Genomic DNA, 14233 nt, shown 5'->3' with positions numbered 1-14233 from the left:
ACAGTTATAACCTTCATAATAAATGGAGAAACAAAAAAACGCCGTTGGTCGCCGTAAAGAAGCGGTAGCACGTGTGTATCTGAGCAAAGGCGCCGGCAACATCACGGTTAATGGCAAAGAATACAAAGCATACTTCCCTATCATGTACCTGCAAAATCAGGTAGAGCTTCCTCTGAAGACAATTGATGGTGCAAGCAGCTATGACATCGTAGTAAATGTACAAGGTGGTGGTCCTAAAGGCCAGGCAGAAGCTATCAAAATGGCTATTGCACGCGTACTGTGCGAAGTAAATCCGGAATTCCGTCCAGCTCTGAAAAAAGAAGGACTGATGCGCCGCGATCCTCGCTCTGTTGAACGTAAGAAATTCGGTAAACGCAAAGCTCGTCGTAGCTTCCAGTTCTCTAAACGTTAATCGCAGCCTGGTTGTATTCTTTATTTTTTTAACCGACAAGAAAAAATTACAATGGAAGAAAATAAAAGCCTTCATCAGCTGTTACTGGAAGCTGGTGTACATTTTGGCCACCTGAAGAAAAAATGGAATCCCAAAATGTTGCCGTACATCTTTGCTGAAAAGAACGGTATCCATATCATTGACCTGAACAAAACAATTGAAGGTCTTGAAGAAGCTGCTGCTGCACTGAAATCTATCGCAAAAAGCGGTAAGAAAATCATGTTCGTAGCTACTAAAAAACAAGCTAAAGAAATCGTTGCCGAAGCAGCTGAAAAAGCTAACATGCCTTATGTTACTGAACGCTGGTTAGGTGGTATGCTCACAAACTTCCAGACAATCCGCAAGAGCGTTAAGAAGATGCAGAGCATCGAAAAAATGCTGGAAGACGGCACAATGGACAGCGTTACTAAAAAAGAGCGCCTGACACTGAGCCGCAGCAAAGAGAAAATGGAAAAAGTACTGGGCGGTATCTCTCAAATGGGTCGCACTCCAGCTGCATTGTTCATGGTTGATATCAGCCACGAACACATCGCTCTGGCAGAAGCAAAACGCCTCGGTATCTCTACTTTCGCTATGGTTGATACCAACAGCGATCCTACTAAAGTAGACTTCGCAATCCCTGCTAACGACGATGCTACAAAATCAATCGCTATCATCACTAACTATCTGACTGCAGCTATCCTGGAAGGTCTTCAGGAACGCGCTACAGCTAAAGAAGCTGGTGAAGAAGAAGTAGTGGAAGAAGAAGAAACAAGAATGCACGGTCTCGACATGAACGACGAAGAAGAAGGTAAAGGTGAACGTCGCGGTCGTCAAGGTGCTGGTGGTGGCAATAATCGCCCAGGTGGTGGCAACCGTCAAGGCGGTGGTAACCGTCAGGGTTCAGGCAACCGTCCAGGTGGTGGTGGTAACCGCCAAGGCGCAGGTAGCCGTCCGGGTGGTCCAAAGCGCTAATCACAGCATATAATCTAAATTAATAGTGTCTTAAAGCCCCATATTTGGGGCTTTAAACATAATTTACGATTTTTGCACCCGATTTCAATTAATAACATTAACCTCAAATAATAGGAGAAATTAAAATGAGCGTAACTATTTCTGCAGCAGAAATTAACAAACTGCGTCAGCAAACAGGTGCTGGTATGATGGACTGCCGCAAAGCATTGACTGAAACAAGTGGTGACTTTGAAGCAGCGATCGACTGGTTGCGTAAACAAGGACAGAAAGTTGCTGCTAAACGCAGTGACCGTGAAGCAAACGAAGGTGTTGTTATCGCTAAAACTTCAGCTGATAACAAAACTGGTTTCATCGTTTGTGTAAGCTCTGAAACTGACTTCGTTTCTAAAAACGCTGATTTCGTTGCTTTTGCTCAGAGCATCGCTGATGCCGCTGTTGCAAACGACGTAAAATCCGCTGAAGAACTGAACGAAGTAACTATCAACGGTGCTAAAGTTGCTGATCTCGTAAACGATAAACTGGCTGCTATCGGTGAAAAAATCGGTATCGTAGCTTTCGAACGCGTTGAAGCTCCTTTTGTATCTGCATATATCCACGGTGCAAACCGTATCGGTGTACTGGTTGCTTTGACTACCGAAGCTCCTGAAGCTGGCCGCGACGTTGCTATGCAAATCGCAGCAATGAACCCTGTAGCTGTAAATGCTGACAGCGTTTCTGCTGATGTAGTTGAAAGAGAAAGAGCGATCGTTACTGAACAAATTCAGGCAGATCCTAAAATGGCTGGCAAACCAGCTGATATGGTTGCGAAAATCGCTGATGGCAAACTGAATGCTTTCTTCAAAGAAAACACACTGTTGGCTCAAGCTTTCGTAAAAGATCCTAGCAAATCAATCGCAGATTATCTGAAATCTGTAAATGCTGATCTTACTGTTACTGCTTTCAAACGCGTAGCTATCGGCTAATTTTAGTCTGAATCTTTTTATAGAAGTCCTCACGTTACTGTGAGGACTTTTTTTATGGGATTACTCATCATTAATGGAAAAGATTTATTTTTAATATCATTAATTTGAAAATATAATCTTATGAAATTCCTTTCCACATTACTTCTTGCCGGGATTGCTATAAGTCCAGTGACTGCACAAACTAAAAAGGTCACCTTAAAAGATTATATCAAGCAAAATCCTAGCCACTACCAGCCAATTTTTTCATTTATGAATCAGCAGGCGATACGTGCAGCACAAATGAAAACGACGGTAATTAAACAGCGCCTTATAGCTTCGTCCGACTATAATGCCACAAATGGTGTATATGACATTACGGACTCTAGTTATTTCTACTACAATGGCAATAATTACCGTGGTTCTACTTTTGACTATAACATGATGAGCTATGACTTCAACTATGAACCAGATGATATGCCCACATTTAATGCACCATCGCAATTTGGATTTACCTCAGTTGCCCAACCGCTGACGCTGACGGATTCAACTATCAGTTTCCAACTCGACTCCAATAATAACCTTGTGCTTTTAAGCAGAATAACCGGCAGCTATGTAAACAATAATAAAATAGCGGACTATGCTACTTATGATCTGTCGACAGGAACGCCAATGGGCAATAATCGATATCTCAGTACATATGACGCCCAGGGCAGAGTTGCCACTGTTGTCCGCATGAATTGGAATAATAATAACTGGGATACGGCAGATAAGAGAACGATTTATTATGATGCCCAAGGCATACAGCAAACGGACACCCTGACATTCTATGATTCCGGAGCCTGGTTGCCTGTTGGCGCAATTGCCTATAGCTACACAAACAATAACTTGACCCAAATCAACATGTATGAATTCACCGGCAGCTCCTGGCTGTTAACACAGCAATATGTCAATACGTATACCGCCAGCAATCAACTGCAGACCTCCGCATACAGCGTGGACACAGGCGGTACTTTACTAGTCCCGATGTCGGCAGACTCCTTTGGCTACACAAACAACTCCGCATTCTGTACATATTGGCTGAGTTCCATAAATCCGCTCTACTTCCAATTACCGTCTATGCCACTCGTGCCTGCATTTCTCTATGAAAAGCATTTAAATACCCAAGGCCTCCCTGATACGACACATATCGACATTCCATTCCTGGGAGAAAGCGGTTCGCAAGTTTTCACATACAACTCCAGCAACAACCCAATCCTGGAACAGGATATGGTAGATACAAACACTTATATTACGAACTATTATTACGAAGATTACGATGATCTCGCAGTAAATAATATTCCAAAAGCCACTGCAAACATCAACGTTTATCCAAATCCATCAACAGATATGCTAAACATCCGCTGGGATAATTTTAAAGCTGGCACACCGGTTTCTATCCGTATTATAAATGCCGCCGGTCAAACCGTCCATTCAGAATCTTTCGGCTGGAGACAAACAATAGAAAACTTATCAATGGCCAATCTGCAGGCAGGCGTTTACTGGATCAGCATTGCAGACAATTCAGGGAATACGTTGTTGAATCAATCAATCGTTAAGTACTAAGTATAAAGCTGCAATTACTAAAAAAGCCAGTTTGCCGAAACTAATTTCAGCAAACTGGCTTTTATATTTTATGTCTGATTCATCATCACAAATCAGCGATCAAGAAATCAGCGATTATAATTCGATACAAACATTCTTTGGCTCCGTGAAGAAACGCATTGCGTCCCAACCACCTTCGCGGCCCACACCAGAACTTTTAAAACCACCGAATGGCGTACGCAGATCGCGCAGCAGCCAACAGTTTACCCAAATAATACCACTGCCTACTTTTGCAGCTACACGGTTTGCCCTGGTTACGTCCTGCGTCCAGATAGTAGCCGCCAAACCGTAATCGCTTGTATTCGCCAAAGTCAGTGCTTCTTCTTCTGTTTTGAAGGATTGCAGCGTCACTACCGGCCCAAATATTTCTTCCATATTTGTGCGACAATCCGGGCCAAGGCCTTCGATGATTGTCGGCTCAATGAAATAACCGTTGGCACAGCGGCCTTCTGGTTTCACCACATTCCCACCAAGAAGAATCCTGCCACCTTCTTGTTTTGCCAGCTCTATACAACCTAAAACTTTGTCAAAATGCATCTTGCTGACGATTGCCCCCTGTTTGCTGTTTTCATCCAGCGGATCGCCTACAGTTAACTTTTTAACTCGTTCTATAAACTCAGTTTTGAATTTCTCGTAAATACTTTCTTCAACCAGAATGCGGCTGCCACAAAGACAAATCTGTCCCTGATTAGCAAATGAAGACTGGATAGTTGTACGCATCATTTTTTCCCAATCACAATCAGCAAAAATGATATTCGGGTTTTTACCACCGAGCTCGAGCGATATTTTCTTAAACATCGGAGCCGCTGTAGCTGCGATTTCTTTGCCCGCGCGCGTACTTCCGGTAAATGAAATTGCTTTGATCTGCGGATGTGAAACGATTGCAGCACCACAATTCGGACCATTACCATGTACGATATTCAGTACGCCGTCGGGCAGACCCGCTTCTTTACAGATTACGCTCAGCAAATAACCGGTCATCGGGGTTACTTCACTTGGTTTTGACACCACGCAGTTACCTGCAGCTAAAGCCGGTGCTATTTTCCAGGTAAAAAGATACAATGGCAGATTCCACGGAGAAATACAACCCACTACACCTACAGGTTGACGCAATGTGTAGTTGATTGCCTTGTCTTCCATATTGTGGCTTTCTGTGGCAAAATGCATCAATCCGGTTGCAAAAAAACGGAAGTTGCTTGATGCACGCGGAATATCTACCTTTTTGCTCAACCAAAGCGGTTTACCATTATCATTTGTTTCGGCCAGTGCCAAAGCATCCAGATTCTGATCAATTAATTCCGCTATGCGGTTCAGAATTTTAAATTTTTCTTCTGCCGGCGTAGTGCTCCATTTAGGAAAAGCAGCCTGTGCAGCAGCAACTGCCTGGTTTACATCCTCGATTGTACTATCTGGAATTTGACTGTAAACTTCCCCTGTTGCAGGATTAATATTTTCTATATATTTACCTTCCGCCGGTGCTTTAAATGCGCCGCCGATATAGTTTGAAATTTGTGCCGGTGCTGTTAGTTGCATGGCGGCAAAGTTAGGAATTAGCGATTGAATGAAGATCTAAAGTTTGCCGTGTCTGGCACGATGTTTTATTGTATTTCTTCTACAAACTTTTTATTATGAACACCGCCGAAATCGCAAAAATATCGCTAGTGAATGCTGATAACGAAGAAACTGTTTTTCTTTTGGAAAAACTGGTCAGACAGGCCTTTTCGCGACTGGCGAGCCCACTTCACAATAATGGTTTGTATACCGAACTTCAGCAATTGGTTACTGAAGCCTTTCTGCTTGGTAAAAACTCACTTCCGGTACCCGGACTCCTTTTTCCTATGGAGCTAGACAATGGCTGACAAGCATTAAAATCAGGCGTTTTCCTTGTGTTTTATCGTTCTTAAATTAATGTCATATTCCAGATATGCTTTCAGGCAACAAAGCATTTGCGTCCAGCCTTGTGTCTGTTCTACCAGGCGCGCAATACCATTGTCATCTTTGTCCCAGCCGTACTCTCTGATTTTGGCTGTAGTGATGCCGTCATGCTCTTCAAAATGTATTTCTACGGTGGTTTCGGAGCCGCTGCCACTCCAGTTGAAAGAAATGAATTTGTCTGTTTCTACACGTTTTACATGGATATCAATGGAACCGTCGTAATCTTCCCAACGCCAGGTAATCGTTTTACCTTCTTCCATTTTCCCTTTGCCATCGATCGTAAAATAGCCCGATAACTGTGTCTGATCCACAATCGCGTTAAAAACCTCATGTACAGGTTTCGCGATCTGCTGCTGAATTTGCATTTTCATCTTCATAACGATCCGTTTTAAAATGCTAACAACAATACAAATATCAGATTTTTGACTGTATAAGCCCGATTTGTGAAGAAAAAGAAATGGTAAAAAAATCAGGCGATACCTACAAAGAAAGCCGCCTGGTTGGAGAGCAGGCGGCCGTTTCATGGTGATAGGGAATATTAAGTTCCCTCTTGAAATTCATTATTTCATATAAACTGAGGCGAATCTATGGGCACTATACGAAAATAACTACAGGTAAAAAACTGAAAGAGAATCTATTAATATATATCGAAATGATCAACAAACGGAAGCGCTATTTTTAAAACGAAAAATTTCAATAATTTTTTTGAATAAAATTATTTTTTCTCCGTTTTTATACGGTGTTTGCAACCGAAATATCCCGTGGAAGTAACTAAAGAAGAATAAACCAAATTATGGTTTGCGTAAGCGGATTACAGCTTTTCTGCCGACCTCATTATATGCAATCACATGATACGATTTTTCTCCGTCAATTAATAAAATATCCGCGGTATTGGGTGCTTCATTTCCCTCATTCAGTGCGATGATAGTAATCGTATACTTCTTATCACTGCCAGGAACCGGAACTTCAATCCGCTTCTTTGACTGTGTCAATGTGTGATGTGTCAGTAACGGTTTGTCATCGATCATAATAGAGATGATGTCTCCATCGATTTTGCCACCATCCCAGACATCAAGCTTCAATGTATCGCTTATCCATTCGTATTCTTTTTCTACGCCAACCGTAATTTTATCCGGCACAGACACCGCAGCAACAGCAGGTTTTACGGTCCGGACAGTGTCATAAATGATCGTCATTTTTTTCTTTGGCACTGCTGCAGCCTGAACTGGCACGGACTTTACCACGGTATCTTTCTTTGTTTGCTCTTCCGAAAAGAGTTGTTTCAATTCTTGCTCGTTGATAAAATTGATGGAACCGCTGCCACAAGATGCATTACCAATGTCTTTACTGGAGAGCTTTCCGGCGAGTGCGTTATTTGCCGCATCATATTTCAATGTAGCATCAACAAGACAAATGGTAACATTGCTTTCAAAGCCGTGGTTGTAAGTAATCTCTGTTTCATGGAAACTGAGCATTCTGGCCTTGCGGTCAATACGTCCTTCTATCAGTGCTTTCGTGTCTTTGTTTTCGTCGTCGTAAGTAAGAGAGTATCCTTTTAAAATCTCTCCGGTATCAGTAAACACCAGACGGTAATGATATGATTCGCCTCCCCGCACTGCGAGATATCCATTAAGCGTAAATTTTCGCTGAGCCATACTCTCAGAAAAGAACAAAACAAAGAACAAAACGAAAGGGAAAACATATCTCATGGGCGGCAAAATTGTGGAATTAATACGAATTATGCCAAAAACATACCACACATTATTTTTTTATTTGGATTTAAAACACTCCCTATTTATATCAAAAGTTAAATTTTAGTAAATCATTACTTGGCTACGCATAGCGTTTTATTTCACTAAGTCTTTATTTATACATTATTATAAATATCTATGGCATCATTTTTTTGCTGTTAGCGTCTTTGAGCCATTTGCAGATTGGAGTACTTAAAGCTACATTTGCTTTACCCTCTAAAATCGTGTTCTTTAAACATCTTCATTTTTAATAAATTATGTGCCTTGAGCAAGCATTAATTGATTTTGAAACATACAGTAAGAGCCATGACAACAACCTTATCTGTTTACATGAAGCAAACGGTACCTACTTGCATGTGGGTGAGTCTTGCAAAAATGTAACCGGATTTGAAATGGTAGAGTTGATCGGCAAAAACCCGTATGACTATTTTCATCCAGACGACCATGAACGAATTCAAAACTGCGCGCACTTCCCCGTTTTGGAGGGAAAGGAAACCGTCCAGATCGAATTCAGATTCCGCAATAAAAACAATGAGTACATCTGGCTAAAGAGCAAAATCCTTCCCATCAGAGATGAAGCAGGAAATGTGGTAAGTTTCTTTTCTATTTCGAAAGACATTACGATTGAAGTAGAGATTAAAGAAGGACTGGCACAAAAGGAGAAACTCTTTAATCAGGTGGGTTCCATTGCCAAAATCGGATCGTGGGAATATGATGTGACCAACGGCGAATTACTTTGGTCAAAAGCCATCTATGACATCTACGAATTGCATTACGACTATATCCCGACAAAGGAAACATTATTGCGTTTCTGTGAAGACGATATATCGCGCAACCGTTTTGAGCAGGCATTAGACGAAGTAACAGGGAAAGGTATATCGAGCGATTTCACCTTGCCACTTATCACTACTGCCGAGACCAAAGTTTGGGCACATATCATTCTGAAACCGGAAATCAGCAAAGGGAAAACCACAAAGATCCTGGGCGTTGTGCAAGATGTCACTGCCGACATGGAAATGCGCAACAAACTGAAAACACTGGTAGACGAACTTACCGCCCAGAACAGGCAATTGGAAGGGTTGTTGCAGTCTTTGCCCTTGATTTTCTGAGATCCTTAACTGAATAGCTGATAAACAATCAGCGCACTGAAATATGCTAAAAACAGCATGTAAGTAAATTGCACGGCTGGATATTTCCAGCTGCGGGTTTCACGTTTCACAATGGCGAGCGTGCTCATACACTGCATTGCAAATACATAAAATACCAGCAAGGATAACCCGGCAGCCAATGTATAAACCGGTGTGCCGTCACTACGTCGCGCAGCTTTCATTTTATCCCGGAGTGTTTCTTTTGCGGCCTGATCATCGCCAACGCTATAAAGTGTGGCCATTGTCCCTACAAAAACTTCCCGGGCGGCAAACGATGTAATCAATGCAATGCCGATTTTCCAATCATAACCCAGCGGCTTAATACCTGGCTCAATAGCATGCCCCATAATCCCTGCAAATGAATTTTCGAGCTTGGCGGTTGCATGTTCTTTCTGTATCTCGCTGAGCAATTCTGGATTGGATGCAGCCCGCGCTTCGCGTTTGCTATATTCTTGCTTTACTGCCTCCATTCTGGACGGCGGGCCATAGGTAGCCAGAGCCCAGAGCAGCAGCGAAATAACCATAATTACTTTACCAGCGTCAGAAACGAAAATTTTTGCTTTCTCAATCATCGTAATGCCTACGTTCTTCCAACGCGGAGCACGATACACAGGAAGCTCCATCAGGAAGAATGTCCGGTCGGTTGACTTGACGATAAAGTTGAGCACTTTGGAAACGATCAATGCCATAAAGAAGCCCAGTAAATAAAGTCCCATAAGGACAAGCCCCTGCAAATTGAAGAAGCCCAGGAATTTTTTATCCGGTATCACAAGTCCGATGAGGATCGTATAAACAGGCAAGCGGGCGGAGCAACTCATGAGTGGCGTCACCAGAATAGTGATCAGCCTTTCTTTTCGATTCTGAATAGTACGCGTAGCCATAATTGCCGGCACGGCGCAAGCCATACCGCTAATCAATGGCATTACAGACCGTCCGTTTAATCCGGCACTTCGCATTAGCCGGTCGGTCAGGAAACTAATCCGCGCCATATAACCGCTGTCTTCGAGGATAGTAATAAATCCGAACAGGATCATGATTTGCGGAATGAAAACCGCGATACCACTGATACCGGCAAGAATCCCGTTGATGAATAAATCTTTAAGGAAACTATCGGGCAAAATGCTGCCGAACCAGCCACTAACGGCACTAAATCCCTGTTCTACCCAATCCATCGGATATGCCGCCAGCCAGAAAATACTTTGGAATAAAATAAATAGTACCGCCAGCAAAATGACATTGCCCCACAACGGATGTAACAATACTTTATCGATGCGGTCACTGATCACCATCCGTTTCAGCGGACTCTCTTCTACCACACATTGCTGCATGATCGTTCCGATGCGCTGATAGCGGGCCATGATCTCCGCGGCCTGAATTTTTGATTTCTGGAATGACATTTCATCCAGCAATGCTGCAATCCGGATGCGCTGCGCCGCATTGAGGTAACCAAGCTCCTGGTAATTACAAGCCACGTGGAGTGCACTGTAGTTACTTTCCAGTCCGCATAATATTTTAATATCCTCCAGCCAGATACCTACTAGTTTTTCGGTGTCTATAAAATCTGGCTGCAGCACCCATTTACTTCCCTGCTGTTGTACGTCTGAAATCGTTTTTTTAAGTTGCGCAATGCCTTTATTCTTTCGCGGATTGATCGCCACGATTGGCACGCCCATCATTCGTTCCAGCCCCTCCTGATCAATGGTAATTCCTTTTTGTTTCGCAATGTCCATCATAGACAAAGCAATCACAACGGGAATCTTCAAATCCATGATCTGAGAACAAAAAAGCAGATTCCGTTTCAGGTTGGAAGCATCTGCTATTACCACAATCATGTCCGGCCGATCGGGATTATTGCGATTAAGCAGCACTTCGTAAGTCACCTGTTCATCAGCACTTTTAGGATAAAGGCTATATGTACCGGGCAAATCAATAATACTTGCCGTAAGTTTTTCCGAGATCTTAGCCGTTCCCGTTTTCTTATCAACCGTTACACCCGGAAAATTGCCCACCTTCTGGTTCAGTCCAGTCAGGACATTGAACAAGGAACTTTTTCCGCTATTGGGATTTCCGACGAGTGCGATTTTATACGGATGCTTCATGAAACAGGCCGCAAAGGTACGACTTCTGATGGCTGATTTGCAGAAGGCTGAGGTATAAACGGGCTAACCAGTGAGCTTTTTGCCGAAAGAGACAATTTTTTTCCCGAAAATGAAAACAAAGCGTGAAAGGTCAATGCTGAATGGTCAGTCACACATCAACCTATAAATGCAAATACTCAAATGGAAGGAACTGTGTTCGTCTTCTTCCGTTTGAAAGATAGCAACGGTTAACCAATTAACTTTTTGACTAATTAACCCTTACCGGAGCAAGGTAATATTTCCCCTAAGAAAATGCCTGCGACCAGAATCTTTGGTTACATATTCCAACACATAGACAAAAACACCGGATTCGGCTATAACACCATGGCTTGTTCCTCTCCAGGCCTCATTTGGATCATGAGAAGAAAAGACCGCTTCACCCCATTTATTGAAAATCTGAAGAGAATATCCACTTACCGGACAACGGGCAATAATACGATACTGATCATTTTTACCGTCATTATTCGGAGTGAATGCATTTGGTATAATTAAGCAATCATCGCATGGGTCAATGTCAACGTCCACAGTGTCCCTTGACAAACCGCAATCGTTGTAAACCGAGAGGTAATACATGCCGCTGTGATCTGGATGAATGCAGCAAACATCTTGTCCGGTACTCCAGGCATAATTGACATCCGGGTAGGAATGGCCGATCGTCGTTGTATCCTGTTTACACATATTTAGGAATTTATCCAATTTAGCCTGAGGCTTGTATTTTACAGTAATCGTTACCGGCGTCTTGTCACTTTCGCATTTTCCTGAAGTCTGTGTCACATATATTTTTTGCGTACCCGGGGTACCAGTTGGCACAAACGGCTGCGTAGTCATGCCGAGCGGATCAGAAACATACGCATACCATTTAATATTATTTCCCTGAACGGCGATCTGCGGCGGATTTGAAAACTGGCAAATAGTTGTATCGGAAACCACTGGTGCTGGTGTTGCCGGCTGTATTGCTACCGAAACAGTATCATGCTGCACACCGCAGGCATCGGACACGGTGAGCATATAAACCCCCGAAACACTCGCCACCAGCGAATCTGCGGAGCTTCCATTATTCCACATGTAGTTTTTATACGGGTAAGAAGCCTTTAGCACTATCGGCGTGTTATTACAATTTATGGAATCACTACCCAGACTCAGCTTACGAAAAGGCTGATATTTTATCCGGAATGTATCGACATGATAAATACATTCAACGGGAGTTTTGCACCAATACACGCCCGTATCGTGGATGGTAAGCTGCTGTGTGGTGGCACCAGTATTCCAGGTATGTGCGGATCCAGAAGGCGCAAAAACAGTATAGTTAAGATTATTCAAAGAGCAAACTACTGTATCAGTATACGTTTTAACTGTATCGGTCGCGGTGATTTCCTCGACGGAAATATCGTCTACATAAATATAACTGCGGTAATTCTGCCCATTCACAGCCGTCGCCGGCCACTGTTGTACAAAAGAAGGAACCGCTTGTTTGAAACAACCCATTGTGAGCCATTCCTCACCACCCGTAGCAGTATATATACCAGTTATTTTATACCATTTGGCAGTATCCGTAAGATAGTTGCCCTGGCTATTCTGCACATTATAAGGCAGAGATAAGACATAACCATTACCATTACCGTTGGGCAGCAGCGCCTGTGTATTAGAAAGATTAATCCCAAAGCTTTCGATTGCTACGTAGTTAAATCCCGAAACGCCTATCGTAGGACTTACAAAGAAAGAAACACAATAATTACGTCCTGCCGCTAACGGATGAGCAAGCCGGGTTTGCAAATACTCGCGATAATCGACTTGCAATGTATTGCCGGAATACTGCCCTTCCCAGGCAATCATACCTGCGTACGCATAACCACCGTGCGCATCCTGATAACCAAAAACGCAATTCGGGACCTTAATGCCCGGGGCGGCACTGCATACATTAAAATAATCGGGTGATGCTTGTTGTACGGGATTGGCCCAGTTTGACGCCGTAGGGAAATTATTGTAGCCGGCCGCATATGCAAAGCCAGACAAACCGATAGGGCAACTGTTATATTGTTCAAAGCCCGGGTTCAGCACAAGATTTTGCGCCGCGGACCGGGAAAAGCACAAAAGACCAAGATAAATGATCAGCAGGGCTTTTAGCTTCATGTAGTAAGATATATTTAGGATTTATAAAGACAGTGGTTAGATGAAGGTACGTTGGTTATTTGTTAAAATTTGATTTTTATCTAATAGGTTGAAAAAACAATGATCAGCCCAACAACCAGCATTACGGCCATTCCTGCAAAAAATAGCAAATCTGCGGCGCGTTCCATACGGATGTTATTGTCTTTCCGGATCGCCGAATACGCACACAGAGCGGCAGCGATAAATATAAAGTTATCAAGACCCAACACCTCATCTGCATAAGTTCTCATGCCAATTTTCATAACGCGAAACAACGCGATAATGGTAATACAAACGCCGATCATAGTGGTTGATCCCGAGAATACATGCCGCGCCACATCCCGGCTTCTTTCCGTTTCCCTGTTCATTCTGATTATATTAATAATATAAAATTAAGCGCCGGTGGCATTGAATTATTGATTTTTACAGAACTTGCACCCATAATTAACTAAATGTATTCAAATACAGTTCGCATTGTCCTTATTTCGATCGCTGCTTTGGTGGCTATTTTCTTCGGCACAGTAGGTCTGTGGCTGCAAATGGGCGCGGCTATCGCTTTCATAGTACTAATGGGACTGGGCTATTTTCTTAACGGCGCTGTATATCTGGCTTTTCGTAAACTGGGCAAAAACGATTTTGATCGTGCAGAGGAATTATTAAAAATGACGAAACACCCAAAATACTTGGGCCGTACGCAAAAAGCTTACTACTGGTTTATTACCGGATGTATTGAAGCTAATAAAGAAAATCTGCAGCCTGCGGCGAATGCGTTTGAAACGGCGCTCAGAAGCGGACTGCGCACTGAAAATGATAAAGCCATTGCGATGCTGAACCTCGCCAGCATTTTTTATAGCCTAGGGCAAACAGAAAAAGCAGCCAAATATCTGGAAGCAACCAAGCAACTGAAATACAGCCAGGGGTTGCAATCAGAAGTAGACCATATTTCCAATTTATTAGCCAACGGCTAAGATTTCCCGATTTCAGACTTCACCTGTCGAAAAAGCCTTTTATTTTGTTGATTATGAATTAGAAAAATCAACAAATGTCTTCGTGTGTCGGATAATGATTACAGAATCAAGCTCCTTTAAATAATTTTTTGGCGAGTCAAAAAATAGAATATTTGTTT

At 42.8% G+C, this 14233-nt stretch carries 13 protein-coding genes; 7 read left to right on the top strand and 6 right to left on the bottom strand.

Annotation, left to right across the window (positions count from 1 at the left end; all coding sequences use genetic code 11):
* Positions 1-22 precede the first annotated feature (22 nt).
* The 4 genes from rpsI to DN068_RS11385 all read left to right on the top strand — a co-directional run bounded on the left by rpsI (position 23) and on the right by DN068_RS11385 (position 3948).
* Entirely contained in the window at positions 23-412 is a 390-nt protein-coding gene (rpsI, locus tag DN068_RS11400) for a 30S ribosomal protein S9 (RefSeq protein WP_110999040.1), read from the top strand.
* A gap of 51 nt (positions 413-463) precedes the next feature.
* On the top strand, positions 464-1405 hold the full coding sequence (rpsB, locus tag DN068_RS11395) for a 30S ribosomal protein S2 (RefSeq protein ID WP_110999039.1): 942 nt from the start codon (positions 464-466) through the stop codon (positions 1403-1405).
* Positions 1406-1530: 125 nt separating this feature from the next.
* On the top strand, positions 1531-2367 hold the full coding sequence (gene tsf, locus DN068_RS11390; RefSeq protein WP_110999038.1) for a translation elongation factor Ts: 837 nt from the start codon (positions 1531-1533) through the stop codon (positions 2365-2367).
* A gap of 120 nt (positions 2368-2487) precedes the next feature.
* Entirely contained in the window at positions 2488-3948 is a 1461-nt protein-coding gene (locus tag DN068_RS11385) for a T9SS type A sorting domain-containing protein (RefSeq protein WP_110999037.1), read from the top strand.
* A gap of 114 nt (positions 3949-4062) precedes the next feature.
* On the opposite strand, the gene DN068_RS11380 is transcribed toward DN068_RS11385, so the two are convergent.
* On the bottom strand, positions 4063-5520 hold the full coding sequence (locus DN068_RS11380) for an aldehyde dehydrogenase (RefSeq protein ID WP_110999036.1): 1458 nt from the start codon (positions 5518-5520) through the stop codon (positions 4063-4065).
* 95 nt (positions 5521-5615) lie between these two features.
* Here DN068_RS11380 and DN068_RS11375 point away from each other — a divergent pair, with 95 nt between their 5' ends.
* Positions 5616-5846: a hypothetical protein gene (locus DN068_RS11375; protein WP_110999035.1), complete on the top strand. Its 231-nt coding sequence runs from the start codon at positions 5616-5618 to the stop codon at positions 5844-5846.
* 12 nt (positions 5847-5858) lie between these two features.
* Here the strand turns inward: DN068_RS11375 and DN068_RS11370 are convergent, their stop codons facing one another.
* Entirely contained in the window at positions 5859-6293 is a 435-nt protein-coding gene (locus DN068_RS11370) for an SRPBCC domain-containing protein (protein WP_207798912.1), read from the bottom strand.
* A 420-nt stretch (positions 6294-6713) separates the two neighbouring features.
* On the bottom strand, positions 6714-7577 hold the full coding sequence (locus tag DN068_RS11365) for a hypothetical protein (RefSeq protein ID WP_110999033.1): 864 nt from the start codon (positions 7575-7577) through the stop codon (positions 6714-6716).
* A 353-nt stretch (positions 7578-7930) separates the two neighbouring features.
* Between DN068_RS11365 and DN068_RS11360 the strand changes: the two genes are divergently transcribed.
* Complete coding sequence (locus tag DN068_RS11360; protein ID WP_110999032.1) at positions 7931-8782, top strand: PAS domain-containing protein; 852 nt, start codon at positions 7931-7933, stop codon at positions 8780-8782.
* A 5-nt stretch (positions 8783-8787) separates the two neighbouring features.
* On the opposite strand, the gene feoB is transcribed toward DN068_RS11360, so the two are convergent.
* The 3 genes from feoB to DN068_RS11345 form a co-directional block, all read right to left on the bottom strand.
* Positions 8788-10920 (bottom strand): ferrous iron transport protein B, encoded by a 2133-nt coding sequence (gene feoB, locus DN068_RS11355; protein WP_110999031.1) that lies wholly within the window; start codon positions 10918-10920, stop codon positions 8788-8790.
* A 258-nt stretch (positions 10921-11178) separates the two neighbouring features.
* Positions 11179-13089, bottom strand: coding sequence for a gliding motility-associated C-terminal domain-containing protein (locus DN068_RS11350; RefSeq protein ID WP_110999030.1), 1911 nt, complete (start codon positions 13087-13089; stop codon positions 11179-11181).
* 80 nt (positions 13090-13169) lie between these two features.
* A complete protein-coding gene (locus tag DN068_RS11345) occupies positions 13170-13475 on the bottom strand; it encodes a hypothetical protein (RefSeq protein WP_110999029.1) in 306 nt (101 codons plus the stop codon).
* An 84-nt stretch (positions 13476-13559) separates the two neighbouring features.
* Between DN068_RS11345 and DN068_RS11340 the strand changes: the two genes are divergently transcribed.
* Positions 13560-14075 carry a tetratricopeptide repeat protein gene (locus tag DN068_RS11340; protein ID WP_110999028.1) on the top strand — a complete coding sequence of 172 codons (516 nt, stop codon included), beginning with the start codon at positions 13560-13562 and terminating at the stop codon, positions 14073-14075.
* The last annotated feature ends 158 nt before the right edge of the window (positions 14076-14233 follow it).

The organism is Taibaiella soli (genome assembly GCF_003236175.1).
Lineage (GTDB): Bacteria > Bacteroidota > Bacteroidia > Chitinophagales > Chitinophagaceae > QKTW01.
This window is presented reverse-complemented; position numbering and strand designations above follow the sequence as displayed.

What these genes read in the sequence shown, in the direction of transcription:
- rpsI (WP_110999040.1), top strand. Translation starts at nt 23, where the DNA reads ATGGAGAAACAAAAAAACGCCGTTGGTCGCCGTAAAGAAGCGGTAGCA.
- rpsB (WP_110999039.1), top strand. Translation starts at nt 464, where the DNA reads ATGGAAGAAAATAAAAGCCTTCATCAGCTGTTACTGGAAGCTGGTGTA.
- tsf (WP_110999038.1), top strand. Translation starts at nt 1,531, where the DNA reads ATGAGCGTAACTATTTCTGCAGCAGAAATTAACAAACTGCGTCAGCAA.
- DN068_RS11385 (WP_110999037.1), top strand. Translation starts at nt 2,488, where the DNA reads ATGAAATTCCTTTCCACATTACTTCTTGCCGGGATTGCTATAAGTCCA.
- DN068_RS11380 (WP_110999036.1), bottom strand. Translation starts at nt 5,520, where the DNA reads ATGCAACTAACAGCACCGGCACAAATTTCAAACTATATCGGCGGCGCA.
- DN068_RS11375 (WP_110999035.1), top strand. Translation starts at nt 5,616, where the DNA reads ATGAACACCGCCGAAATCGCAAAAATATCGCTAGTGAATGCTGATAAC.
- DN068_RS11370 (WP_207798912.1), bottom strand. Translation starts at nt 6,293, where the DNA reads ATGAAAATGCAAATTCAGCAGCAGATCGCGAAACCTGTACATGAGGTT.
- DN068_RS11365 (WP_110999033.1), bottom strand. Translation starts at nt 7,577, where the DNA reads ATGGCTCAGCGAAAATTTACGCTTAATGGATATCTCGCAGTGCGGGGA.
- DN068_RS11360 (WP_110999032.1), top strand. Translation starts at nt 7,931, where the DNA reads ATGTGCCTTGAGCAAGCATTAATTGATTTTGAAACATACAGTAAGAGC.
- feoB (WP_110999031.1), bottom strand. Translation starts at nt 10,920, where the DNA reads ATGAAGCATCCGTATAAAATCGCACTCGTCGGAAATCCCAATAGCGGA.
- DN068_RS11350 (WP_110999030.1), bottom strand. Translation starts at nt 13,089, where the DNA reads ATGAAGCTAAAAGCCCTGCTGATCATTTATCTTGGTCTTTTGTGCTTT.
- DN068_RS11345 (WP_110999029.1), bottom strand. Translation starts at nt 13,475, where the DNA reads ATGAACAGGGAAACGGAAAGAAGCCGGGATGTGGCGCGGCATGTATTC.
- DN068_RS11340 (WP_110999028.1), top strand. Translation starts at nt 13,560, where the DNA reads ATGTATTCAAATACAGTTCGCATTGTCCTTATTTCGATCGCTGCTTTG.